The organism is Arsukibacterium sp. (assembly GCF_018402695.1).
In the GTDB taxonomy this organism is placed as follows: Bacteria; Pseudomonadota; Gammaproteobacteria; order Enterobacterales; family Alteromonadaceae; genus Alishewanella.
Genome location: NZ_JAGYIM010000019.1, coordinates 86,755 through 111,196, shown reverse-complemented (window position 1 = coordinate 111,196; position 24,442 = coordinate 86,755). Strand labels below are relative to the sequence as shown.

Here is a 24,442-nt window from a genome sequence, read left to right as displayed (position 1 = left end):
TTCCGGTTTTGTCTTATATATACATGTTAATTCAGACGTTTATGAATGCGATATCACGGGAATATGTGCATGCTGAATACTGGCACAATACTATCGTGGTTAACACCGGGCTGATATCTTCTGTTAACTTTGATATGACACTGGCACAAAAACAATGGTTATATGATGTTGGATATCAGACCGCTTCAGAAATTGTACCGGTAAAATTAGCCGAATTATTTGTTTAAGCGATTATTAAATAACCATTTCCTGTCAAAGGTGCTAATCTGACTACGGAATTTTATTGGCGTTTTAGCCAGTTATTCTGTAAGGATCATCTACACTTGACTGATATCGGATTGAGTACCTCACACCATTCAATCTTTTAAATCTGTAGTGTTTTATGTCAGTGTGTTATTTCAGCAAATGTGCAGTGGCAGGTATATGAAAACAGGTAGAAGAGGGGTCTATGAGAAGGCTTAAATCTCTGGCAGATAAACCCATTATTGGTGGTATGGTTAAAAAAGCGATGGCTGGCCTTGCTAGTAATGATGCTAAGACCATTTCTGCGCACTTTTCCAAGTATTTGCGGCCTCAAATTGCTAATACCGACGCGCTTCGGCACGAAGTGTATCGTCTACGCCATCAGGTATATTGCGAAGAATTACATTTCGAAGATATTAAAGAAGGTTATGAAGAGTTCGACGAATTCGACGACCGCTCAATTCATTGTTTTATCAGACACCTTAACTCAAACGCGTTGGCCGGCACGGTCCGGTTAATAACCTCTGCCAGTGCCGATGAGCCGTTACCCATCGAAAAATTCTGCTCGCATGCTATTGAAGATAACGACTTTGCTCCCTGGAATTTCCCCCGGGAGAGTATCTGTGAGATCTCCCGTTTAGCAGTGCCTGAAAATTTCCGGAAGCGGGCAATAGATCAATTTAAAGGGGCGGCGACTGGTGCTTTTAATGAACGGGAATACTCGGAAAGTGAGCTACGTTGCTTCCCCTACATTGCGGTATGCTTATATATGTCAGCCGCAGCCATGGGCTTTCACTCTAATCGTTTTCACGGTTATGTGATGATGGAGCCCAGGCTGGCCCGGAGTTTAAGTTTTATTGGTATTAATTTTAAACAGCTGGGTAAACCTGTCGAATACCATGGCAAACGAGCAGCTTACTATATTAATTCTGATATGTTCAGAACCAGTATTTCGTCAGGTTTTACCCGGTTACTGCAGTCGATTGAGCGTGATTTATTTGAACAGGACAAAGGTGATGGCGACAACCGTTTTGGTATTAATTTCGCTGGAAAGCTGGGAGTAAGCTATTGAATACCTCGTCTGTGAAAGCTGATTTTGCCGCTATTGCCAACTTAATACAACCAAAGCTTAGTCCCGACAGTCGTATATTAACAACGGAAACTGAATTAGCACCGTACCGGCTCAACTGTGAAGGTGATGCGGCGCAAACTCAGTTAGTGCTAAGGGTAGCTGATAAAAGCGATATTGCAGTGGTATTGAAGCTAGCCTCTGATCATAAAAATACCAAACTAGCGTTTACAGTTCATCCGCTCAGCACTGGCCGCAACTGGGGTTACTCGTCAGCCCGCGCTAATGATCGAAACGCGATTATCCTCGACTTATCCGGACTAAAAAATATTGTTAAAGACGATGAAACACTTGGCATTTTTACGGTAGAGCCGGGCGTCACTCAGCAACAACTTCGTGACTATCTAAATGACCAGCAGCTGAAGTTTATGGTGCCGGTAACTGGCGCAGGGCCTGGTTGCAGTATATTGGGTAATGTCCTGGAGCGCGGCTATGGCATTACCCCGTATACCGACCATTTTGCTGCCGTAAACAGTATTAAAGGTTTTCTGGCAGATGGTACCGAATTTCAGTCCGCAGTGGCCGAACTTGATAAAAGTAAAGATAAGTTAGTTGATAAGACTTATAAATATGGGCTTGGGCCCTATCTTGACGGTTTATGGACTCAAAGCAATCTGGCGGTTGTCACCGAGATAACCCTGAGATTAAAAGCGGAGCCGGAGGCATTCAGTGCGTTTTATCTGCAGTTTGCCAGTGAGCATCAGTTCGAACAGGCACAACAGCTGGTATTTACTATTTTGCAGAAGCTGGAAGGCGTCGTGGGGTCCGTTAATATTATGGACCAGCGCCGGGTAACGGCGATGATGGCGCCGAACCCTAATGGTGCCGCCGCGCATCAGGTGATGACAGAGCAACAAGTTGCCAGGCTTGCTAAAGATTACGATATACCGGCCTGGACCATTGCCGGCACCCTTTACGGCCAGAAAACGGTTGTTAAAGCGGCTAAAGCAGAAGTTAAACGTTTTGCCGCAGGTCAATGTAGTAAAATGATTTTTTCAGATAGCTGGCTCATCAACATTGGCAGAATGGTTATGCAGCTGCTGCCCTCAGGTATGCTAAGTAAGCAGCGAAAAATGTTAAGCTCACTCGACGGGGGTATTGAAATAATGCGTGGCTATCCTAATCAGGTAGCGTTGCCGCTGGCTTACTGGCGTAACCCCCGCATTCAGCCATCGAAAGATCAAGCGTTAAACCCGGCGGCCGATGGTTGTGGCTTGCTGTGGTATGCGCCGCTGGTACCAATGAGAAGTGAAGCCATGCGCCGTTTTATTGGCCACGTAAGAGACGTGTGCCCAAAATACGGCATTGAACCGATGATTACCTTCACCAGTTTAAAACATGATACGGTCGACAGTACCATTCCCATTGTGTTTAACCTGGCCGACCCTGCAGCGGTAACCCAGGCACATGCCTGTCTGGAAGCGTTAGTCAGTGAGGGCTTACGCCAGGGCTGGGTGCCTTACCGGCTGAACCTGGCGCAACAAGCCAGCTTACTTGATCCTGACACACCATTCTGGCAAATAAGTGGCAAAATCAAGCAGGCCTTAGACCCGGATAATATTATCAGCCCCGGCCGCTATCAGCCGGCTTACCATTGCCCCAAGCCTGATCCACAGCCATAAAAAAACCTCCGTTAAGGAGGTTTTTTATAATCAGGTAACTGATTAGGCTTTACGGCGACGTGACAGTGCACCCATGCCCAGTAAACCTAAACCCAGAATAGCCAGAGAGGCTGGTTCTGGAATTGTCGCTGCGCGTATGGTACCTGAACCATCAAATGTATTACCTACTACCAGCGAGGCTTCAGATACGCTTGAGGCATCGTTACCATTAATAGTACCTGGTACAAAGTTATTAAAAGCCGAAGCACTGGTGTCACCCAGTAACCAGCTGACGCTAAGTATACCAGTATCATACGGAGTAGACGGATCAGGTGACAAAGTAATGAATGCTATGTCCTGCGCAAGCAATTCAAGCCACAAGTTACCGTCGGTAGCAGTTCCTGCATCCATTGGGCTATTGGTAAAATCATAGTTTGGCGTTGAGTCAGCGAAGATCCTTAGAAAACCTTGATTCTGTACAAAACCACCAGCGCCATCAGTAAAGAAACCGCCAATTTCAAAAGTTAATTCGCAAGCCGTACAAAATACACTTTCATTTGTACCGTTGATTGATCTAACGATGCCATAACCAAAAAGTTCTGTACCGGCGATTTCAGGCGAACCATCAAATTGTTGAGCAAAATCATATTGTGCCCGAAAATCATTAGGAGCAGCTGGATCCCAGGTTACGCCATTAATATTAATTGGAGTTGCTGATGCAGCAAAAGTGGCAAGTGCTAAAACTGACGCGCCTAACAGAGTGGTTAACTTCTTCATACTTCATTCCTTGTAGTTACTACGATAATTCGCAACTTGTCATAGTTAAAGCATTTATCATGCCGAAATTAAAATAAATTTATCTGTATGATATATATAGAAAAAAATAAGAAGCTTCAGCTGGTGAACTTTAGGTGTAAAAAAAACAGACAAAAAAGCCGGGTTTACCCGGCTTTTTTACAATCGCGGTGTCAGCTATCCTGACACTTACTGTGATATCGGCATAAATCCGAAAACTGAATCTAGGCGACTATTGCTGCAGCTGTTGCTGCAATGCTTTGGCCCGGTCCAGATACTCGACTTTATCGGTTTTAACTGCAGCCAAAATTTTACCCGCCTGTTCTTGTTCACCATTGTTGATCAGTGCCTGTGCCAGGTTAAGCTGAACTTCGGCATGGCCCGGCCGTAATGCCAGCGATTGCTCAAACTGTACTTTTGCTTTTGCGTGCTCGCCCTGCTCAAGTAATACTCTGCCATAGGTGTCCAATACATCCGGATGGCGGTCGTTAAGTTTCAATGCTTGCTCTGCATAGGTTTTAGCCTCAGCTACGTTGCCAACCTCTAACAGAACCCAGGCATAATTATTTAAAGCAATAAGGTTGTCAGGTGCCTGCTGCACAATCTCCGCATATACCGAAACCGCTTTATTGACATCGTCCTCAATCAGTAAGTTAGCGTAGTAAGCATGCAGTTCAGTGTTGTTTTTACCGTGCTTGGCAAAATGATCTTCAATAAAGGTTACTGCCCTGCGAAATGAAATATCTTTGGCATAAGCCCCGGCTATGGCAATCGCTGTAGCGGCGTGAGGTTCAATATTATAAGACTTATTCAGAGTTTCAAGTCCCGGACTGATTTGCTCGTTCAGAATTTGAATGCGGCCTTTGTGGTATAACATTTCGGCGCTGTTGGCAACGTCCTCAGGCAGCTGCTCATAGGTTGCCAATGCTCCTCTTTGGTCACCATTTTCCGATTGCGCCGCAATTTTGGTGCGCAATAAAATTGGCTCCTTCGGATGAACTTTAAGTTGTTTATCCAACACGGCTATCGCATCTTTAAAGCGGCCGGCATTTGCCAGCAGGTTTGCATAGGCTAAGCCGGCCCGGATGTTTTTATCATCGGTGTTGAACCAGCGTTCTGCCAGCGCGAGTGCCTGATCAGTTTGGTTAGTTCTGACATATGCAGTGACCAGCAGATTATAGAAGGCGGGGGTGAACTGTTGCTGCGTATCGCTGATGGGTTTCAGTAGCGTGATCACATCCGCAAATTTATTCCGGCTTTGGTACAGATTGGCCAGTAACATTCTGATCTGGTTGTTATCCGGGTGAGCCTTATGTGAACGCTCGACAACATCCAGCGCCACTTGTGGCGTACCTTGTTGCTGCATCGAGCTAAAATAGGCAATCAGAGCAGGGACATAATCAGATCGCAATTCAATAGCCTGCTCAAGCAAAGCGTCACTTTTCTCTATATCGTCTTCATCGCGGGCAACGGCTGCCAGCATATATATCGTAAACACATTTTCACTGTCTGCCTTCTGTGCCTCAGCCAGCATTAACTTGCCGTTTTCCATATCTTGCTGTAATAAATAGGTCAGCGCTTTCAGATTATAACCGGCATTGCGGGTTTCTGCTGCTTTCAGCCATTCATCTGCCAGCTCTGCCGCTTTGTCGAACTGCTTTTGTCTTATATAGCTACCCGCTAAAACCAGCCGGGTATCATGTAAGCCCGGGTCCATCATTAACGCTTGCTCAAGGTTTTTAATCCCTTCTGCGTTGCGGTTTGGCAAACCCAGCTTAATGCTACCTAATGTACTTAACGACTGACCGTCCTGAGGTACCACCATGTTTTCATAACGACTGATAATTTCAGCTGCCAGACTTTCATCACCCTGGCTTATCAGCTGAAACGCGGTACCAGCAACCAGTGATAAATCCTGTTCGGTGAGATCGGCTTCGTTCAGGCTGCTGGCTGCATCGGCAGTTTCACCCGCGCGTAGTTGCAACAATGAATACAGGCGTTGAGCGGGTGGGTAGGTATGCAGACTATTTTTAACTGCACTGAGGTGGCTTAGCGCCTGGGCTTCGAGGCCAAGCTGATGGCTGACAATACCTGCCAGAATACGACTCGGTGTATTGGTGAAGCGGGCGCTAATGGCTTTATCGATATGCTCTTTAGCTTTCGGGTAATCTTCTTTCTGGTATTCAATGGTGGCCTTCAGGTAATTACTAAGTCCGTGTTCCGGCGCACGCTTCAAAATAAATACCAGTTGCTCATCTGCCTCAGCAAATTTTTGCTGTTGCACATAAGTTTGCGCCAGCAATAATCGTACACGTAGGGCGCCCGGCACCTGCTCAATGTACTGCTGTAAGTTGGTAATCGCATCGTCTGTTTGTTTATTCAGCAACTGTAATTGAGCGGTCAGTAACAAGGCTTCTTTAGCTATAGCGCTGTCTGTGGTGACTTGTTGTACGATACTGAGTGCCTCAGCGATGTTGCGCGCGTTTAACAGCAGTGCGGCTTCAGCATAAGCGGCTAAATCCTGATACTCACTGTTTACCAGTTCATCAAAAATAGCCACAGCGTTTTCGGCAGCACCCAGCTCAACTTCGGCCAGTGCCCGGTAAATTTTCAGGAAGTGCTCAGTTTTCGACGACAGACCTTCGGTTTCAGTAAACAGGCTGAGCACGTTCTGATAGTTTTCTGCCAGATAACTGGCTTGAATCACTTCAATGGCAATGTTCTCCGGGTCAGCGCCATTGCGTAGTGCCCGATCAAACTCTTTTTCTGCTGATACGGCATCACCGGCTTTCAGATATATTCTGGCCAGTAATAGTCGGTATTCACTGTTGTCCGGCTCCTTAGATATAGCAGACTTCAGTTCAATTACAGCTGCATTATATTCGTTGTTCTGGCTGTATTGCAGTGCGTCCTGATAATGTTCAGCAGCATCTTTGCCGCTGCAGCCACTTAAAACGGCTATCAGGGCGACGGCGGTTAACGACATTTTTTTCATGTTACTACACTCCATTGCGGTTACAATTTGGGCGGTGACAACGAGGATGTGGCATATCGTGCTTACATTAAGTACGGTTTAGCCAAATATACCTCTGGTATCTATAACAACCTTAGTAGTGACATCCGCTGGCTGCAGGCTTTTAAACTGCTTATGATCTACCAGTACTACTAATATATTGGCTTTTTCCAGCGCCTGATTCAGCGTGGTCAGTTCAGTATTATATTTAGCCAGTTTAGCAGGTAGTTGCTTAATATTCGGTTCTACTAATAAAATTTCACCGATATTTTCACTTAACAGTTGTTTAGCAATGTCCAGCGCCGGGCTTTCCCGTAAATCGTCAATGTCAGCTTTAAACGCTAAGCCCAGACACGCGATAACCGGCTTTTTAAATTGATCAGCGGCCTGGCGGATTTTTTCAACTACATATAATGGTTTGTTATCGTTAATTTCCCGCGCTTTACGAATAATTTGCGCCTGTTCCGGGGCCGAGTCAACAATAAACCAGGGATCTACTGCAATACAATGGCCGCCAACGCCGGGGCCGGGGCTTAAAATATTTACCCGGGGGTGGCGGTTAGCCAGTTTAATCAGCTCCCAGACATTAATTTTCAGGGTGTCACAAATGATAGATAGCTCATTGGCAAAGGCAATGTTGACGTCGCGAAAGGCATTTTCAGTCAGTTTCGCCATTTCGGCAGTCCGGGCAGTGGTACGCAGGCATTCGCCACGCACAAACAGCTGATACAGCTCAATCGCCCGCTCAGCGCAACGCGGGGTTATACCGCCAATAATCCGGTCATTACTGACTAACTCCTGTAGCACCCGGCCTGGTAAAACCCGTTCCGGGCAATGGGCAATAAACAAGTCAGCCTGTTCGCCATCGGTGTGCGGTAATTTAAAATCAGGACGCAGTTCAGCCAGCCACTGGGAAATCTGTTCAGTAGTCCCCACTGGCGAGGTCGACTCTAATACAATTAAATTGCCTTTGGCCAGCACCGGCGCAATAGTTTCCAGCGCCGCTTTAATATAGCTGAGATCCGGGCTTTTATTTTCTTTAAACGGCGTAGGTACCGCTATCATAAAGGCATCGGCAGGCTCCGGGCTCAGGGCCGCTTTTAACTTGCCGGTCGTAACCGCCGCTTGCACCAGCATATCCAGGTCGGGTTCAACAATATGCACTTTACCCTGATTAATGGTGTTAACAGCGTGCTCTGATACATCAACACCTAATACCTCAACGCCCCGTGAGGCGATAACGGCAGCGGTGGGCAAGCCGATATAACCCAAACCAATCACAGATACCCGGTTAAATGGCAACATAGTAAATCCTTTTTAAAATCTGGGTTTGCTTCAGGCTGCTTGCTTTTCAGCAACAAAAGCACTGAGCTGGCCAAAAGTCTCAAAAATTTCCGCTGAAATCTCATCATCATCAAACTCGATGCCAAGTTGATCTTCCAGTTCAGTAATAACGGCAATAATCGCCATCGAATCAAATTCCGGAATCGCTCCCAGCAATGGGGTGTCGGCGCTGAAATCTTTCTCTATCTGTAGTACAGTGCGTAAAATGTCGGCGAGTAGTTGTTGATTGGGCATGCAGTGCGTCCTTTTAATACCTATATCCTGGCTGAGGTAAAATTCAGTTTGCGGTAAGCAAACTATAAATTAATAACAACCTCAATTTTCTTATCGGCTTCTTGCTGAAACTGTTTTATTATTGCACACAAAGGGATTAAAAGTGAAAGGTCTAGAGGACACAATGACCAAAAATCTATATCAATTGCTGCAACAGGCTCAACGAACATTTCCTCAGCATACTGCGCTGTACTTTAAAGACAAAAGCTTAAGTTACACTGAACTGCTACAGCAGGTAAATGCTGTCGCTGTTAGCCTGCAACAGCAGGGCGTTAAGCGCTATGATCGGGTAGCAATTTATTTACCGAAGCAGTTTGAAACGATTTACAGCATCTGGGGTGCCAATGCGTGTGGTGGTGTTTTTGTGCCGGTTAATCCGGCGCTGAAAGCCGTGCAGGTACAGCACATTCTGCAGGACTGTAATGTCAGGGTGCTGGTAACCAGTAAAGACCGGTTAGCTACATTAACTGAGGTACTGGCAGACTGTCCGGATTTGCATACAATATTATTAACTGATGAGGCTCAGCCAGAGCAGGTGGTTGGCCATCTAGCTGTTAAACCATTAATACCGGCTGCCAATGAAAAAGAGTTTAGCACCGCTAATGCTGCGCCACAGGGCGCGGTCACTGACAGCGATATGGCTGCTATCCTGTATACGTCGGGCAGTACTGGTAAACCGAAAGGGGTGGTGCTATCACAGCGCAATATGCTGGTTGGTGCCAGTAGTGTGGCAAGTTATCTGCAAAACCGTCCAGACGATGTCATTCTGGCATTACTACCGTTAAGTTTTGACTATGGCTTAAGCCAGCTGACTACCGCCTTTTTAACCGGTGCCAGTGTGGTATTACTGGATTTCTTTTTGGTGCAGGATGTGGTTCGGGCTGTCAGCCGGCATGGTGTTACCGGTATTGCGGCAGTGCCGCCATTGTGGGCGCAGCTAGCCAAAGCCAAATGGCCGGATGGCAGCGCCGATAGTGTCCGCTATTTAACAAACTCGGGTGGCGCTATGCCGCAGGCGTTACTCAGCCAGTTACAGAATATCTTTATTAACGCTGAACCCTATCTGATGTATGGTTTAACGGAAGCATTCCGTTCAACTTACCTGCCACCAGCCGATTTAGCCCGCAAACCGGGCTCAATGGGTAAGGCCATACCCAACGCCGAAATTTTAGTTGTGCGAGAAGATGGCAGTATTTGCGGGCCAAATGAGCCGGGCGAACTGGTGCATCGCGGGCCGCTGGTTAGTCTGGGTTACTGGAACGCACCGGAGAAAACCGCAGAACGCTTTAAGTTTGACCCGGTGACCCCGTCAGGTATTCAGCTGACGACGCCGGCCGTGTGGTCGGGCGATACTGTTAAGGCCGACGAAGAAGGCTACCTGTACTTTATTGGCCGACGAGATGAAATGATTAAAACTTCTGGCTACCGGGTAAGCCCGACTGAAGTTGAGGAAGCGGTCTACCGGCTGGACCCGGCGCTGGTTGATGTTGCAGCCATGGGCGTTTACGATGGCGTCGATCAGGCCATTCTGGTCGTGGTAGCGACGTCAGGGGCAGCTCCGGATGTAAGCAGTTGGCAAACCCAGTTAAAACGCAGTCTGCCTAATTTTATGCAGCCCCGGGAAATTATTATCCTGGACAGTCTGCCGAAAAATGCTAACGGCAAAATTGATCGCAAAACCCTGGCCAGCCAGTACCAGGATTATTTTGTTGACAGTAATAACAGCATGACAGGAGCGTCAACATGAGCAGTACCAGCGCGAGCAGCACAAGTGCGCCGCAACATGAACAAATGAGTCAGTTCAGGGTAAAGCAGGGCGAACTGGTGGCGGCCGGTTTTACCATGACTGAAATCAGCCAGCTGTTAAACCGGCCGGCATTTTATGTTTACGACAGGCAGATTATTGCGCAGCAGGTTCAAAGCTTCAGAACCCATATTCCTTCCCGGATTAAACTGCATTATGCGGTCAAGGCTAACCCCTATTGGCCTGTAGTGCAGTATTTAAAGCCGTTAGTTGACGGCTTTGATGTCGCCTCCCAAAAAGAAATGCTGCTGGCGCTGCAAAGTGGTATGCCGGTCGCCGACATTAGTTTTGCCGGACCTGGCAAAGGCGATACTGAGTTGCTGTCAGCCATTATTGCCGGGGTGACCCTGAATGTCGAATCACTGGGCGAATTACAGCGTATTAGTCAGCTTGGCGCGCAAACCACCCATACCCCACAGGTCGCACTACGGGTTAACCCGGCGTTTGAATTAAAAGCATCGGGCATGAAAATGGCTGGCGGTGCCAAGCCATTTGGTATTGACGAAGAGCTGGTGCTGGAAACCCTGGGTAAAATTGCCGATATGCCGGTAAAGTTGCGTGGTTTTCATATTTTCTGCGGTTCGCAAAACTTGAAAGCTGACGCCTTAATGGAAGCACACCAGCATACCTTTGCTTTGGCGGCGAAACTGGTGGCGGCTTGCCCGTATCGGCCCGAGATGATTAATCTGGGTGGTGGCTTTGGTATTCCGTATTTTGCCGGGGAGCGCCGGCTTGACTTGGCACCGGTAGGTGAGTCTTTACAGGGGTTGCTGCAACAGTACGACACAGAACTGGCCGGAATAGAGCTGGTTATCGAGTTGGGCCGTTATATTGTTGCCGAAGCCGGCCTGTATGCCTGTCAGGTAGTCGATAAAAAACAATCACGTGGCACCACTTATCTGGTGTGTAACGGTGGTTTACACCACCATCTGGCTAATTCCGGTAATTTTGGTCAGGTTATTCGCAAGAACTATCCGGTCGCCATAGCAAACAAGTTCAGCGAGTCCGATACAGAGCTGGTAACTGTAGTAGGGCCCTTATGCACCCCACTGGATATTTTAGCCGACCGAATGTTGTTACCCAAAGCCGACGTGGGTGACTGGGTAGTAGTGTATCAGTCGGGTGCTTATGGTCCTACGGCCAGTCCGCAGGATTTCTTAGGCCATCCGAATGTGGCTGAGATACTGTTGTAAGCAACAAATTTTTGGCTATTAGTAGCTTTTGAATTGATGCTAACCGTGGCCACAGTCACAGATCGGTGGCTTAATATTTAGGGCCGATAAATAAAATGCGTCTTCTACTTTGGCCGGATGCGAATATGATTAAGGGACTAAGATGAATTTGTATGAAGACCAGTTCTTAGAGGAACACGATTTTCCTACTGTAGACAAAGCGAGTAAGACGTTAATAATCGCTTCGACAGCCCGCTGTGGTAGTCACATGTTAGGGCATGCGCTTTATAAAACTGATAGTTTTGGATTTCCTCTGGAATATGCTAATCCGGCAAATTTAAGACGTTGGAAAGAACGCTTTGGGATTAAAGACGTGGATAAATTGATGTTGCAGATAAAAAGGCATCGTACCTCTGAAAATGGTCTGTTCAGCATTAAAATTCACTACAATCATATTAAGCAGTTTGGTAGTTTCACAAATCTGATGAATATATTCCCTGATGCGCATTATGTTTTGCTTTCCCGGCATGATGTTTTAGAGCAAGCGGTCTCCTTGGCTATTGCCAATCAGACTGGTGTATGGATCTCTGGCCAGAAACCTGTCAACGAGAACCCCGTTTATAATGCAATACAAATTAACCATTGTTTACGACAAACTATTCTTAATAATGCATCCTGGCGCTATATCCTCGCTGCGAGTGGAGTAAATTATATTGAAATGGATTTCAGCCAGATAAAACATCATCTGGTTTCTTCGATTTCGACTATTGCACGTTTCGTTGAAACTGAGGTGAAGCATTTTCCAACGGAGCAGGCTACAGAGAAACAAAGCAACAATCTCAACAAGGAATGGACACGCCGTTTTCTTGAGGATTTCGATCTTAGTGAAGAGCTACTTTATCCAAAAAGAGAACCGATATTACCAAAAGTAACTCGCAAATTGCAGCGTATATTTGGGCGATAATGTAGTAACGGCGTATATTATTTCGATTCTAAATTCTTAATAAAATCAATACAGCACTGCTCAACTTCGCCGCGCCACAAAGCACTGGCAAACGTATGGTTAGCGGCGGCAATGTGCTGATGCTGTGCCTGGTTTAAACACTGCTGCCAGTCTGGTTGCTCGCTACATAAATCTAAAAACTCCTGCGCAGTATGATCATTGCCGCTGGTTATTACTAGCGTACTGCCAGTAAAGCGCTGCCAGCCTGCCAGCATATGCTGCACATAGTTTTCTGCTGTTGTGCTACCTGCGGTCGTTAGCTGTTTGCTACCTTGTTGTTCAGCTGTATTTTCTGGCTGGTTAGTTTTACTTTTTTTGTAGGTACGCAGTAATTCTTTCAGGCTTTGTAACGGATTCAGACCGCCGCCCAGCAACTTTTGCCAGAAGGCTTTAGAGCTGAAGCGCTGCCAGTAATAGTGTTTCAGCATCACCTGGGCATGGCTGTGTTGTTGTCTTACCCAGGGGTTTAATAACACTAACCCTGCAATTCTATTATCTTCCTGTTGATGGAAATATAACAGTGCTGAACTAGCTGCATCACACAAGCCCCAGATTACGACCTGGCTGATAGTGGGGTTTTGGTTTATAAAAGTGTCTATGGCCTGCTGAATAGCCTGCTTATTAGCATAAAAGGGCTGCAATTCACCTTCGCTGTCACCCATGCCACTAAAGTCAACACGCAAGCTGCTTATCCCGGCATTTGCTAACGCTCTACTTAGCTTAACAAATTGGCGATGGCTTCCTACCCGGTACTGCGGCCCACCGACTATTATCAATACACCGGTAGCTAACGCTTCATCTGCGTTAGTGGCCGGCGTATCATGCAAAATGGCGCTAAGTTTGTCATCCCCACTTTGGACAATTATAAAGCGCTCGCTCATTTCTGCGCTCCAACAAGCTGCTGTACCGTTAATGATATCAGCTTATCAGCGTTGGCCAGTTCAATTGTTTGCCAGTAAGGCTCATCCTTTAATTGCACAAAATTTAAATCGCCTTGTTGCTGAAGCTGCTGCAGCATCTTTTGTACCGGCGCCGCGGTATTGTCCAGTTGCGACGTTTCAAACCAGCTTAGCTTGCATTCGGAAAGTTGAGACGGTATCGAAGCTTTTATGTTCAGCAGGCTTTGGTAAAACTCAGGGCTTATCGGGTAGCCGGCTATTTCAAGCGTATCTCCCTGCAGTAATTGCTGCTCAAGCTCTTTTTGGCTGATCTTATTACCGCTGGCCATCGCTTCAGCTACCTTTATCCGGGCAAACTGTTGCCAGAATTTTTTTACCTCGAATATTGGCTGCCACAATACTATGTGCTGCAACGATAACTCGGTGTTGTTCAGTAAATCAAACAGCTGTAAAGCGCCAAAGCGAATGGCAATAATACTTAAACGTTGGTAACCCTGTTGCTGCAGTAGCTTAATAAGCTGTTGAATATCGTTGCGCCATATATCGACAGAGGCCTGATCTAAATCACCTTCGCTATCACCCGTGCCAAAGTTATCGAGCATAAAGCAATTACAACCAGCCGCAGTAAGCTGTTGCATTAACGCACTGATTAAATGCCGAGTTTTATTCATCTCCTCGGCGAAAGGGGGCAATATTAGAATTGCATTTTTATTGCCTTGTGAATTCCCTGTTGTACGAAGAAACAACTGACGATTATTCAGACTGATAAAACCGCTGGCAAGTCGATTATGCACATTACCTTCCATGGACTCAATTTTCAATCTGCAACATAATAACCCTTACCTGGCTTCTCACCAAGTTGGTTTAGTACTTTTCTACATAGCGTTGTTCTGTTGTCTGAGCCGACATACTGCTATAGGATGACATAATCGGGTTTCATGGAACGAATCAATGTCAGTCACGTTTTCCGCGCCATTAATGGATGCAAAACACTTTCCACCGTCATTAATTAAAGCTCAGCCTGTATTTCAATTAAGTGCTCGCCGACTGCGGCATAATAACTTGCCGGTCAGTGATGTAAGTACGTTCAGCAAGGCCCGTTATGCGCTGGCTGCCGCGGCAATATTTTTGAAATACGCCAACCAGCAAAACACCGTGTTATTGCCAGCTTATCACTGCCCGGCTTTAGTCGAACCTTTTATTTATGCTGGCTACAATATCGTATTTTATCCGCAATCAAATGATTTGAGCTCTGATTTAGCTGTTTTCGAGAGCTTCCTGTCCTCTGATGTTACTCATGTTGTAGTGGTTCGTTATTTTGGGTTTTCACAGAATGCAGAGTTGCTGATGAATACTGCATTTAACGCAGGGAAAAAAGTTATTGAAGATAATGCGCATAGCTTGTCACATTTTTGGCGAACATGTACTGAAAAATCTGAATTCATAAATGCTAGTGTAAGTAGCGTCTCTAAAACCCTAGGAACAGTAGATGGTGGTGTTTTATATTTGCCAGGATTCAAAGCCAACCTTCAGAAACCAGATTTTATTGCCGAATTAAAATCACTCGTCTCAGGTTTCAGGCCCGTAAAAACGGGGAATGAGCCGGCAGATAGTTTTCGTTATTTTCAGCCTGCTATGGTCAAGGAGGACTGTCTTCGTTCAAGCCGCTTGCTGCTGACACAATCAAATTACGAAGCGATTGGAAAGAAACGCCGTGAAAATTACCAATATCTTGCCGAAAAATTACTGGATAGTTCTGCTGGCAAAGTAATTTATCCTGAGTTAGCTGACGATGACATGCCGTACGTGTTGCCATTTTTACTCAATGATTTAACGTGGTTTTCCAAGTTAAGAATGCGACAAATTCAAGTTCTAAGATGGGAAGAACTTGCAAGTGTACAAAATAAGATGTTAGAAAACTTCAGAGGATTGTTAGTTCAGTTACCTTGTCACCAAAATTTAAAATACAAAGATCTTGAAAAAATAGCTAGTGTGTTGGTACGAAATGAGTGAGGAGGTTAATCAGCATGTTTCTCACGTAATAAATGAAGTTTTTTACCTAGTTTTCCAGCGAAATTAAGTAGCGATAAAAGCTGGCCTTTTAACGTCCTAGTATTACACAGATGTATACCATACAAAGGGCGATGATTAGACATCCAGTCTTTCTTATAGCTGTCGTTTCCGGTAAGAAAGTCGACACAAGTTACTCTGTCTATCTCTATAACATGTTTTAGTAGTTCCGCCATTAGAACAGTACCTGGACTGAATTTTGTATAATCCTCAACATGAGCGAGTTTAAATATATATGCTGAAGTGTTACACACAAACCAAATCTGGGCAGCTACTGGTTTCTCGTTGTGATAAATAACACCTAGACGAAGTTCATTGTTGTCCCATGCTTGCTCTGCGATCGCATCAATAAAAGCTGGGTAGGGTTCTTTTTGTTTCCAGCTATGAAAATATACGTGGTGATAGTCTATTAGAGCAGTGATCAGTTCAGGTAGGGTTCCACTACTATAAATTTTGGTGGCAAAGCCTCCATCTTTGGTCATTTGGTCACGTTTTCTTCTTAAGGTATTCAACAGCCTAGGAGGGCGAAGCGACCAGTAATGGTCAATATCTACTATATTATCGTGATACCAGTTAACTGAATGTTGGTAAAGATGGCCGTAAAAGCCTATTTCACGAAAGGTTGCCAGCCAACCAGTCGCTTGAGAGTGAATAAGGGGCGAAATATTAATGCTATCGAAATCTGTCAACAGTTTTATCGAAGATTTATCTAAATGTTCGGCTGAAATTATTTCATTAATATCGTTATCAAGCATACCGTAAACAGGTGAATAATAATTACTCATACTGTGCAGGCTTTTAATCCCGAATATTCCTTTCTGCTTATTTTCCTTCAATAAAGGTAGTATTTTCTTTTGTTTATGTTCAGTCAGGTTAAGCCAAACTGATGAATTTTCAGAAGCTATATGGTTTTCAAAACATTCGAACCAATGTCGCCTTAAAAAGATTGATTGCTTTTCACCGGGTATAGTGGATGAGTTGTATGTCGAATCATCCACCTGGTGAGAATCTCCAATAGTTTCAATAGTCATCTAATCTGAACTCAATAAATCTTCAGAACCCTTTAGTCGTTTTTTTACATTTGACAGGGTTGACAACATTTTTCCGGGTAAACTAAGTGAGTAAAGACTGGCATCGAACATATTTCTGCGTGTGGTCGCCCACTCCAACTGCTCGGATGACGCATTTGTATAGAAGTCAATTAGCTTTATATCGTGTCTGGAAAACCCCCAGCGGATAAGCTCTTTTAATAATAGTCTACCAACTGCATACCTTTTATAAGTTTCATCGAAAGTGGTTTTTAAAGCAATCAGCAATCCATTTTGAAAACAGCAGAGACGAGATGCAATCATCCTGTTCCCAACATACATTTCAATAATCAGTGCGGCTTGTTGCTCCGCCTGAGCCGACAGAAATTGACGATAAAATTGGCCCTGGAAATTGCCGGGATGAAGTGCTGTCTTAAGTTTACCTTTCCAGCCTTTTGATTCGAGCAAACCATAACGATCAGTGCCAGCTTTTATATCGGGAACCGACATCAAATGCTCAAATCTTACCTGGCCTTGCTCTTCTTCTATCCTGCTCTGATACCGTTTGATATTCGACTTAAGTTTTTTTGGTCTAGCCTCCCAGTATTGATCAAAATCAGACTCCAAATTAATTTGCATATTTATTGCTTTGGTAATTAATTCAGAAGAGGTCTGTGAGTCAATAATATCTTTACATTCATTGGGGTCCAGACTTATAAAGTCAATTCTGTAACACAGTGTTGGAATAGATCGGAAAAGCTCACTCCACGAAAAGTCAGAATTTGGTGTAGATACTATACAGGCTAAGGTTGCCTGGCTAGGTTTGAAAACCTGCCAAATTCCCGGCTTTTTTCTTTCCAGTAAAAGCATTGTCTTCGAGTTGTCTGAATCTGTTCCTAATGCGACATACAGAAGTGGGTTAAGGTAACTGCTAATCAGACGAATGAAGCTGCTGCTTAGCATTGGATTTTTATTGTGCCAAATATTATTTAAAGTATCCCATTCATCCCAAAGGTTACCGGGGTATTGGTGCTGTAGAAAAACCTGCCATTTCATTCTTTCACAATCCGGTAATATTTTTTAACAAGCGAAAATGAAAACGTGCTGGCGTTTTATCCCATGGCGTAAAGCGTTTGAGCTTCAGTCGCGATGTTGCGGGAGTCGAAATGCCCCAATCAGTAACAACTGCACTTTTAAAATTACTTTGTTTAACTATTTCTACCGTTCTCTCGTCAAAGTCCACGTTTTCGCCACCATTTGGATAGGCAAAATGATTTATTGGTTTTTCAAGCCAACTTTCCAGTTGGTGTTTAGAGCTGCTAATTTCCTGCTTCTGCTGCTCTTCTGACATCACTTTTAATATTGGATGATTAATTGTATGGGCGCCTATCGCTATGCCATGTTCAGCCAGTAGTTTAATTTGACTGGGTGACATCATAAGGGATGGCTGCTCAGTGACGTTATTTTGTTGATAGAAACGGTCAACGGCTTCCAGTCGCTGTGCAATAGGGAGGTATTTTAGTTTTTTAAGACATTCCTGTGCTTTGATACGTCTGTCACGCCAATCACCCAATTGCACTATTTCATCATCCAATTGCAACTGCTTTCGCTCTGTAGCAGAGAATAAAAAGATAACCCGGTCGTTCCACATATTGCTTCCATGACTGAAACCGGTAGCAATATAGACTGTTGCCGGAATACTGTACTTAGCCAGAATGGGTTGGGCAACTGTTAAGTTATTCAAATAACCATCGTCAAAGGTTACACAAACCGCATTGGCCGGCAGACTGTTACGCTGCAGGTGGTATAAAGCGTCATCCAGTGACAAGGGGGCAAAGTAGTCGCGGAGTAGCCGCATATGCCAGTCGAAAACCGCTGCCGTTGGCTCGCTTGGCCGCATCGGGTCTGGCTCTGCCAGTACCTGATGGTAGATAAGGATGCTTAATTTATTGCGGCTAAGCAGCTTGCCTGCCAGTTGCAGAGCGCTATGAATCATAAGCGCTCCGGTGCTGTTGTAGCCATAGTTCCAGAACGACAATGATCCAGACCAGCTCGCCATAATAACCCGAATGACCTTTCTCAAAGGTAGCTATTGCCTCATCGACAAACGACGGCTGCAATATATTCCGTTGTTTGAAACTGTGCATAGCGCTTATTGCTATTTGCTGCAGGTCTGGCCGCTGTTTCATCCATACGCCAAAGGGCAGGCCAAAGCCATGCTTACTTTTCGATATGGTTTCATCCGGTAAGAACCCGCGGAAACTGTTTTTATAAAAATCACGCAATTTCTGGCCGGGAGCTTTCAGGCTGGCAGGTACGGTGCAGCTAAAGTCGACTAACTCTTTTTCAAATAACGGGAAGCGCACTTCAACACCGGCTAACTGACACATCTGGTTTACTTTAACCAAGTCATTGTCTGCCAGTGTAAACTTCCAGTCCAGATACATCATTTTATCAACTGCATTATCTGCCAGGCAGGCATTGTAACGTTGACGCTTTTGCTGGGCGGGCAGCTCCGGCTCTACCTGCTGGAGCAGGTGCTGACTGAACATCCGGTTTAAATCAAAACGATTAACAAAGTTATAGCTATCCAGCCGATCAGGCAGTGGTACTTTAGCCTGGCGCACATAACTACTGGCCTTTTTAACCCCAGGTATTTTATCGGCAACAGGGTTATCCAGCCCAAGGTTCAGTGCTCTGCGCAGCGGGCCAGGCAGGGCGGCGTAGCGCTCAAACACTTTTTGTTTAAAGTAGCGCTCGTTACCGGCAAAAATTTCATCGCCGCCATCGCCTGCCAGCATCACTTTAATGCCATCTTGCTGCGCACCTTTGGCACATATATAGGCTGCCATGGCAGAAGAGTTACCAAAGGGTTCGTTAAAATAACCAGCCACCTCAGTAAAGTGGCTGGCAATTTCTTCCGGCTGTAAATAGTGCACCTTATGTTCGGTATTAAAGTGGCTGGCGGTCAGCAGTGCATATTCTGTCTCATCGTAGCCTTTTGCTTCAAAGCCGACAGAATAAGTTTTTGCTCGCTGGTTGTTAGCGTTTTTTTGGTCCTTGCCGTTGCTATGTTTGGCCAGCATACCCGCCACGGTAGAACTATCCAGTCCACCACTTAAAAATGCCGCGCAATCATCACTGATATTGCGCCGGACGGCTTCAGAGATTAGGTCCCGGCACTTTGCCATTAACTGCTGCTCATCCTGCTCTGATATCTGCGCTGCGCTGGTAAAAGCAGGGGTATAATAGCCATGCTGAGTTAACATGCCGCTACGTTCAAAAGACGCAATAACCCCGGGTTCCAGCTTACTGATCCCCTGATAAATGCTTTGCGGCGATGGAATGCAATGAAAAAACAAATAATTGAAGATGGCCTGCGGGTTCAGTTCCACACTTGCTGCTGAAGCTTGCAGCGACGCCATATTGTCGCTTATCCATAATTCAGTATTATTACGCTGGTCAACATAGCAGGGTATGCTGCCAACATGGTCATTAATAATCTGCACTGTGCCAGCGTTTTTATCGAAGATAAGCAGCAGGAAAAAGCCGGCAATATGTGAGCAGAAGTCAGTAGGTTCCTGTTGATACAGCTGTAAAAACCACTCGGCAGCATTCCCCACCAAGTAATCCTGGTTGTATGGCCTTAAACGGCCAGAAACACAGACTATTACATTATTATTTTCTGCAATATCAAATTCATGCAGACTGATAAATTTAATATTATCAGGAAAACCCTCTATTTTTCTGTTCAGGCTGAAGTTTGCAACAGTAGTAGCACTGTCTGCATTGGCCTTATTGGTGCTAATTCCATTGTTACACCACATTTGAGTTACCTTTTGCTTTATATACAAATTTTAAATAGTTAAACTTCACTGGTTAGCTAATACTTGAGCATTTTTTCGCTTTAAAAACAAATGGTAAACCGGCGGTAGAGCGCAGATGAACCAAAAAACTAACGCTTTGGATAGCCTGTATTTACAGCTAATACAGCCTTGAAAAGATTTTAAAGCTTTATCCCGATGCCCCTTGATCATCGCGTTATATCCATAGCTAAAGTGCCTTGCACCAAGGTAGCTGTTCACCAGACTTTGTGAAATCTTTTCGCCGGAGGGACAACTAAGACCATAATTGTTAAGTGCAGTTTGTAATACCACTAAGCTAAAATTTTGGCTGTGTACTCCCTTGGTGATACTGGTAGGGTTGTCGCGATAAATTGCAAATACATTGTTTAGCTTGGCAATTCTATACTTCTGCGAAATGCGCAACCATAGATCATGATCTTCGCCGATGCGATAATTAGCATTAAATAAACCAATATCGTCTAATACAGAACGCCGAATAACGGCAGTAATGGTATGAATTATTGAGTCTTTAAGCAATTTCAGATAAAGCCAACCAGTATAGTTCGGGTCCGTCTTTAATAGTTGATCTTTGTACGAGTACCGATCTGAAATTTCCTTGAAAGTAACTGGGCTATCCCATACCGCCCAGTGACAATAACAAAGTCCTATATCCGGATTTTGCTCCAAATATGTTATTTGGGCGCTTAATTTGCCAGGAAGCCAAAAATCATCGCTATCATTAAAAGCGATGTACTTTCCTTTAGCTGCTTTGATTCCGTTGTTTCGTGCTGCAGCAGGCCCTTGGTTCGCTTGCTGGATCAGAGTAATTCGGTTTCCAAATTGTCTCAGCACAGAGACACTGTCATCGGAAGAGCCATCGTCAACCACTATTACTTCAAAATTAGGATAGTCCTGCGAAAGTACACTCTCCAACGCAGCTACAACGTAACTTGCATTGTTGTAACATGGCATAATAACGCTAACTAGAGGCATACTCATATCAGATACCAAAATCTCGTCTGAATTGATGGACTTTTTCCATCAGCTTATCGGTGTTGTTGCTCAAGACAATTTGTTTGCTTAACAATGGTTTTGCACTGCCAGCAATTTTTTTAAGCGTATCTGCGCTTGCGATACTGTTTGATTCTGAAGATGCTCGCTTGGGGGGGCTATCCCATGTTGACTTCCAGAATGGCGTATTTACTAAGACACGTTTTACGTTGTTTTTAAATTTAACGTTAATTGGTGATGAGTTGTCGCCACGCCAAACAGGTGGTATTGCATTAAATTCTGCAGTAAGTTGGACTGAAGACATCCAGTCTTGCCATTTATATTCTGAGATATGTGAGTAAGCTTTTACCGGTATCCATGGTACGCGAAATGAATCAGCAAGAATCGCGCCGTGCATAGCTTCAGTTAACAGCAACTCAGATTGTCGTATGCCATCAAAAACTTCTAAATAGGGTTTTCGGGGATCAAGATAATTTATTCCTGCATGCTGACATACCTTTTCCCAGTCTCCGAGACGGGCACTGTCGCAATGCGGCATAAAGCTGACTTTATGCTGTTTAATAACCGGGGGTGTATAAAATTGAGCAATTAGTGATGCCGGGTCAGTAATCGCTAAATTTTCGTTAAGACCCAGTGCTTTAGCCGTAAGTGGCCCTCTGACACAATAAAATGTCCAATTTGGATTGGTTTTCGGAAGTTCGCCGTAGCCGTGGCCCGAACCAAATACCGTAACGGCTGGCGCCGCAGGGATGCGATGATTTAGAAGGGTGCCAACACCGACAAATAAATTTTCATCAGAATCGTTAAAAAAATCTGGGAAAAGCTGTTGCCATAACCAAGGGTTAAGGTCATCGCCAAAATTGCCTTCGTCATCTTTAAAGTAGTACAGCTTCAAAATACATTCCTTGTATTACTCGATATCTGACGCATAACCGCGTTACACACATACGTATTTAAACGTTTTGCTACTGGTAATGCAACAACAGAAAGGACATAGCAAGGTGAAATTACTAAAACTCATTGCTTATGGGTAAACTCTTTCCCCTAGCAACTTCGTTTTAGCAATGAAACTTTAAGTATTTGAGGCAGCCGAGAGACTTTTTTGCGTGTTATAGTTACCAGCATGTATGCAATGTTGTAAGCTAGCATTCCAGAGTGAATTAACATGGAGGTTTAAATGAAAAGGTTTTTTACAGCGATAATCGGCCTATTCGTGGCAATACCTGCTTTTGCTTTTAATTTTACATTGTCTGAAGCTGAATTCAATACTTGGGACCAGCGATGCAAAAAGGCGTTTGCTGGGAGTGGAGCTGGGCGTAGCTCTGGCTTTTATCGCTATATGTCTGATCAAGAGCGTGCAGACGCGGGTCGCTTTGGTGAGGAAGCAGGTGGTGCCTGGCACTACTGTGCTGGAGTGATCTATTTGCAGCGCGGTGCTTCCACAGTAGGGCAGGAGCGCGAAGGTAATTTAAAACGCGCTGTTGCTGAAATGGGCTTTACAGTCAGAAAAATTAAGCCTGCACATGCATGGTACCCAGATATTCATGTTAATTATGCGCGGGCTCTCTATACAAACAATCAAAATGACGAGGCTTTTGCTGTACTTGATCGACTAATTGCAAGTCATCCAACAAATTCTCTTGCCTATACTGCCCTTGCTTACTATCTGAAGCGGGAAAATCAATTAGAGAAAGCTATTGCAACTTTGCAAAGGGCACCAGACTTATTGTTAAATGAATCTGCAGAAATTAATTATTTTCTGGGATGGTATCAGATGGAGGCAAACAACATTGAAGCTGCCGTCGAGTATGCAAAACGTGCTTATGCTTTAAACTATCCCGTACCGACTCTGCGTCAGCGATTGGCCGAGAAAGGGCTAAGTTGGTAGTAGCAATAAAAGGGTATTGTCTCCTTTCAGTACTAGAGAATGGTTTTATAGTTTGTTTTTTCTATCAAATGCTTAGTGCTTTTGCAATCCTTGGTTTTTCTCCTTAAAAGTATGGCGGGGAATTATCTGATAGTCATTATATGTAAATGGAAATTACTACAATGTCTAAATTATTGAAAAAGGTATTTTCTGTTTTAATCAATGCTCGCTATGTAAAACAACAATTTAAACGCGGGTTGATTGCACAGGGGCTTGATATACTTAAGCTGTACAGACTTAATCCTACTTGCAATATTTCAGATTACTACGTTTACAAATTATTTGCGGAAGCACGTGGTTCTGCTCTTTATAAAGAACTTCTTGGTTTTAGTGGACATGAAGCATTTAGCCGCAGCTTAAACGCCCGTACGGCTGTAACTCCAGCCTGGGATAAAATGGTTTTTGAGGTCGTATGTAAAGCTTATAATCTGCAAACGCCAGAACTGTTAGCCGTATACAAGCCTGCAGGACTTATTCCAGGCTTTGTTCCAGCTAAGATCTGCGATGCCAAAGAATTAAAAGACTTTTTAGTTCAATATGGAGCTCCTGTTTTTGTAAAACCAGTGAAAGGGTCTTTGGGGCAGGGGGCATTTTATGTTGCAGAAGTCGCAGAAAATGGTGAGCTGGTAATTGATAAAAACGGTAATGCTATTAGTTTTGATGCGTTTTGCAAAAGAACGATTGGGCTTACTGGTGCAAAACACTATAACGCTGAGTCCGGAGTATTACTGCAAAAACCTATTGTCCAGCATCCGCTTATTACTGAGTTTACTCAGAATGACTCACCTTCCGGCTTTCGTATTTTAGTAATAAATACCGGTAAGGGGCCTTATATTCACAGGGTGATCTGGAAAGTAGTTGTTCCGGGTAATATCAGTGACAACTTTGATAAAGGTGGTTATGGCAATATGCTGGTCCAAGTTAATCCGACCACGGGTAAGTTAAGTGGTGCAGTTAGCAGTTACTGGCCTAAGGCGAAGTTTTATTCCCAACATCCGATATCAGGGCGAGATTTTAGTAGTTTTACACTCCCGCTATGGGAGCAGGTTACTGCAGAAGTGCTGAGGGCAGCAGGCGCTATCAATGGCATGGGAGCAATGCATTGGGATGTGGTGATTACTGAGAAAGGAGCTGTATTTTTGGAGTTAAATGATATTGGCGGCACAGATATCTTGCAATTGCATGGTAAGGGGCTGATGGATGACGACCTTAAAATTGCTTTACGCCAAAAGCCTTCCGTGCAAAAAGGTAGTACTTTTGCACGTTTTATCAATAAATAGACTTT

Annotated in this window: 21 protein-coding genes; 9 read left to right on the top strand and 12 right to left on the bottom strand. The window is 44.6% G+C overall.

What is annotated here, in order from left to right; all coding sequences use genetic code 11:
- Positions 1-41: 41 nt before the first annotated feature.
- The 3 genes from KG631_RS18940 to KG631_RS11945 all read left to right on the top strand — a co-directional run bounded on the left by KG631_RS18940 (position 42) and on the right by KG631_RS11945 (position 2,994).
- Entirely contained in the window at positions 42-227 is a 186-nt protein-coding gene (locus tag KG631_RS18940; protein WP_301003782.1) for a hypothetical protein, read from the top strand.
- Positions 228-448: 221 nt separating this feature from the next.
- Complete coding sequence (locus KG631_RS11950) at positions 449-1,315, top strand: PEP-CTERM/exosortase system-associated acyltransferase (RefSeq protein WP_213999946.1); 867 nt, start codon at positions 449-451, stop codon at positions 1,313-1,315.
- Positions 1,312-2,994, top strand: a complete 1,683-nt coding sequence (locus KG631_RS11945) for an FAD-binding protein (RefSeq protein ID WP_213999945.1) — start codon at positions 1,312-1,314, stop codon at positions 2,992-2,994. The genes KG631_RS11950 and KG631_RS11945 overlap by 4 nt, the downstream gene beginning before the upstream one ends.
- A 42-nt stretch (positions 2,995-3,036) precedes the next feature.
- Here the strand turns inward: KG631_RS11945 and KG631_RS11940 are convergent, their stop codons facing one another.
- The 4 genes from KG631_RS11940 to KG631_RS11925 form a co-directional block, all read right to left on the bottom strand.
- Positions 3,037-3,750: a PEP-CTERM sorting domain-containing protein gene (locus KG631_RS11940; RefSeq protein WP_213999944.1), complete on the bottom strand. Its 714-nt coding sequence runs from the start codon at positions 3,748-3,750 to the stop codon at positions 3,037-3,039.
- A 250-nt stretch (positions 3,751-4,000) separates the two neighbouring features.
- Entirely contained in the window at positions 4,001-6,763 is a 2,763-nt protein-coding gene (gene prsT, locus KG631_RS11935; RefSeq protein ID WP_213999943.1) for an XrtA/PEP-CTERM system TPR-repeat protein PrsT, read from the bottom strand.
- A 78-nt stretch (positions 6,764-6,841) separates the two neighbouring features.
- Positions 6,842-8,086: a UDP-N-acetyl-D-mannosamine dehydrogenase gene (wecC, locus tag KG631_RS11930; RefSeq protein ID WP_213999942.1), complete on the bottom strand. Its 1,245-nt coding sequence runs from the start codon at positions 8,084-8,086 to the stop codon at positions 6,842-6,844.
- 30 nt (positions 8,087-8,116) lie between these two features.
- Positions 8,117-8,359 (bottom strand): phosphopantetheine-binding protein, encoded by a 243-nt coding sequence (locus KG631_RS11925; RefSeq protein ID WP_213999941.1) that lies wholly within the window; start codon positions 8,357-8,359, stop codon positions 8,117-8,119.
- Between the two features lie 163 nt (positions 8,360-8,522).
- Here KG631_RS11925 and KG631_RS11920 point away from each other — a divergent pair, with 163 nt between their 5' ends.
- The 3 genes from KG631_RS11920 (at position 8,523) to KG631_RS11910 (ending at position 12,338) form a co-directional block, all read left to right on the top strand.
- Complete coding sequence (locus KG631_RS11920) at positions 8,523-10,145, top strand: acyl-CoA ligase (AMP-forming), exosortase A system-associated (protein ID WP_213999940.1); 1,623 nt, start codon at positions 8,523-8,525, stop codon at positions 10,143-10,145.
- Positions 10,142-11,395 carry a pyridoxal-dependent decarboxylase, exosortase A system-associated gene (locus tag KG631_RS11915; RefSeq protein WP_213999939.1) on the top strand — a complete coding sequence of 418 codons (1,254 nt, stop codon included), beginning with the start codon at positions 10,142-10,144 and terminating at the stop codon, positions 11,393-11,395. Before KG631_RS11920 ends, KG631_RS11915 begins: the two co-directional genes overlap by 4 nt.
- A gap of 142 nt (positions 11,396-11,537) precedes the next feature.
- Complete coding sequence (locus tag KG631_RS11910) at positions 11,538-12,338, top strand: Stf0 family sulfotransferase (protein WP_213999938.1); 801 nt, start codon at positions 11,538-11,540, stop codon at positions 12,336-12,338.
- 17 nt (positions 12,339-12,355) lie between these two features.
- Here the strand turns inward: KG631_RS11910 and KG631_RS11905 are convergent, their stop codons facing one another.
- Together KG631_RS11905 and KG631_RS11900 are read right to left on the bottom strand one after the other, a co-directional pair.
- Positions 12,356-13,258, bottom strand: coding sequence for a hydrolase 1, exosortase A system-associated (locus KG631_RS11905; RefSeq protein WP_213999937.1), 903 nt, complete (start codon positions 13,256-13,258; stop codon positions 12,356-12,358).
- Positions 13,255-14,082, bottom strand: a complete 828-nt coding sequence (locus tag KG631_RS11900; protein ID WP_214000374.1) for an alpha/beta hydrolase — start codon at positions 14,080-14,082, stop codon at positions 13,255-13,257. Before KG631_RS11900 ends, KG631_RS11905 begins: the two co-directional genes overlap by 4 nt.
- A gap of 145 nt (positions 14,083-14,227) precedes the next feature.
- On the opposite strand from KG631_RS11900, the gene KG631_RS11895 reads away from it, so the two are divergent.
- Positions 14,228-15,289, top strand: coding sequence for a DegT/DnrJ/EryC1/StrS aminotransferase family protein (locus KG631_RS11895; RefSeq protein ID WP_213999936.1), 1,062 nt, complete (start codon positions 14,228-14,230; stop codon positions 15,287-15,289).
- 5 nt (positions 15,290-15,294) lie between these two features.
- Here KG631_RS11895 and KG631_RS11890 read toward each other — a convergent pair whose 3' ends face one another.
- Genes KG631_RS11890 through KG631_RS11865 form a run of 6 tightly spaced genes read right to left on the bottom strand, consistent with a single transcriptional unit; the run spans position 15,295 to position 22,125 of the window.
- Positions 15,295-16,377: a GNAT family N-acetyltransferase gene (locus KG631_RS11890; RefSeq protein ID WP_213999935.1), complete on the bottom strand. Its 1,083-nt coding sequence runs from the start codon at positions 16,375-16,377 to the stop codon at positions 15,295-15,297.
- Positions 16,378-17,430: a GNAT family N-acetyltransferase gene (locus KG631_RS11885; RefSeq protein WP_213999934.1), complete on the bottom strand. Its 1,053-nt coding sequence runs from the start codon at positions 17,428-17,430 to the stop codon at positions 16,378-16,380.
- 4 nt (positions 17,431-17,434) lie between these two features.
- Positions 17,435-18,370 (bottom strand): polysaccharide deacetylase family protein, encoded by a 936-nt coding sequence (locus KG631_RS11880; protein ID WP_213999933.1) that lies wholly within the window; start codon positions 18,368-18,370, stop codon positions 17,435-17,437.
- Positions 18,360-20,201 (bottom strand): asparagine synthase-related protein, encoded by a 1,842-nt coding sequence (locus tag KG631_RS11875; protein WP_213999932.1) that lies wholly within the window; start codon positions 20,199-20,201, stop codon positions 18,360-18,362. Before KG631_RS11875 ends, KG631_RS11880 begins: the two co-directional genes overlap by 11 nt.
- A gap of 45 nt (positions 20,202-20,246) precedes the next feature.
- Positions 20,247-21,218, bottom strand: coding sequence for a glycosyltransferase (locus tag KG631_RS11870; protein ID WP_213999931.1), 972 nt, complete (start codon positions 21,216-21,218; stop codon positions 20,247-20,249).
- A 1-nt stretch (position 21,219) separates the two neighbouring features.
- Positions 21,220-22,125 carry a polysaccharide pyruvyl transferase family protein gene (locus KG631_RS11865; RefSeq protein WP_213999930.1) on the bottom strand — a complete coding sequence of 302 codons (906 nt, stop codon included), beginning with the start codon at positions 22,123-22,125 and terminating at the stop codon, positions 21,220-21,222.
- A gap of 282 nt (positions 22,126-22,407) precedes the next feature.
- Here KG631_RS11865 and KG631_RS11860 point away from each other — a divergent pair, with 282 nt between their 5' ends.
- Entirely contained in the window at positions 22,408-23,118 is a 711-nt protein-coding gene (locus KG631_RS11860) for a tetratricopeptide repeat protein (protein WP_213999929.1), read from the top strand.
- A gap of 161 nt (positions 23,119-23,279) precedes the next feature.
- Complete coding sequence (locus KG631_RS11855; protein ID WP_213999928.1) at positions 23,280-24,437, top strand: sugar-transfer associated ATP-grasp domain-containing protein; 1,158 nt, start codon at positions 23,280-23,282, stop codon at positions 24,435-24,437.
- Positions 24,438-24,442: the final 5 nt, after the last annotated feature.